Source organism: Cellulomonas rhizosphaerae, assembly GCF_003470205.1.
Taxonomy (GTDB): domain Bacteria; phylum Actinomycetota; class Actinomycetes; order Actinomycetales; family Cellulomonadaceae; genus Cellulomonas; species Cellulomonas rhizosphaerae.
Genome location: NZ_QWKP01000004.1, coordinates 1 through 931, shown reverse-complemented (window position 1 = coordinate 931; position 931 = coordinate 1). Strand labels below are relative to the sequence as shown.

At 74.7% G+C, this 931-nt stretch carries 1 protein-coding gene; it reads left to right on the top strand.

What is annotated here, in order from left to right; all coding sequences use genetic code 11:
- The first annotated feature begins 44 nt into the window (after window positions 1–44).
- On the top strand, window positions 45–827 hold the full coding sequence (gene nagB, locus D1825_RS00040) for a glucosamine-6-phosphate deaminase (protein ID WP_118765543.1): 783 nt from the start codon (window positions 45–47) through the stop codon (window positions 825–827).
- Window positions 828–931 lie beyond the last annotated feature (104 nt).

The following is a 931-nucleotide window of genomic DNA, read 5'->3' as shown; positions in this document are numbered from 1 at the left end:
GGTGCGGCGCTGGCCGGCCGTCTCGCCCGGGAAGGAGCCATCTGATGGAGGTCGTCATCGCACCCGGCCCCGAGCTGGGACGCATCGCGGCGGACGCGATCGAGGCGCTGCTGCGCGCGCGGCCCGCGTCGGTCATCGGCCTGGCGACGGGCTCGAGCCCGCTGGCCGTGTACGACGAGCTGGCTCGGCGGCACGCCGACGAGGGGCTCTCGTTCGCGCAGGCGAAGGCGTTCATGCTCGACGAGTACGTCGGCCTGCCCGCCGAGCACCCCGAGCGGTACCGCAACGTGATCGAGAAGGAGATCGCCTCGCGCGTCGACTTCGCGCCCGGCGCGGTCCAGGGCCCGGACGGCCTCGCGTCCGACGTGATCGCGGCTTGCGCCGACTACGAGCGGGCCATCACCGACGCCGGTGGGGTCGACCTGCAGATCCTGGGGATCGGCACCGATGGGCACGTCGCCTTCAACGAGCCCGGCTCGTCGCTGGCCTCGCGCACGCGCATCAAGACCCTGACGCGCCAGACACGCGAGGACAACGCGCGGTTCTTCGGCGACGACATCAGCCAGGTCCCCGAGCACTGCCTCACGCAGGGGCTCGCGACGATCATGTCCGCCCGCCACCTCGTGCTGCTGGCCACCGGCCGCGGCAAGGCGGAGGCCGTGCACCAGCTCGTCGAGGGGCCCGTCAGCGCGATGTGGCCCGCCACCGTGCTGCAGCACCACCCGCACGTGACGGTCCTGGTCGACGACGCGGCGGCCTCGCGCCTGCAGCTCGCGGACTACTACCGCGAGACCTACGCGGCCAAGCCGGGCTGGCAGCACCTGTAGCCCGACCCGAACCGCGACGGCCCGGCCCGCCCCCCACCCCTCGGCGGCGCCGGGCCGCCGCACACCCGCACCGACCAGCCGCGGCGCCCGGCCGCGGCGTCGCC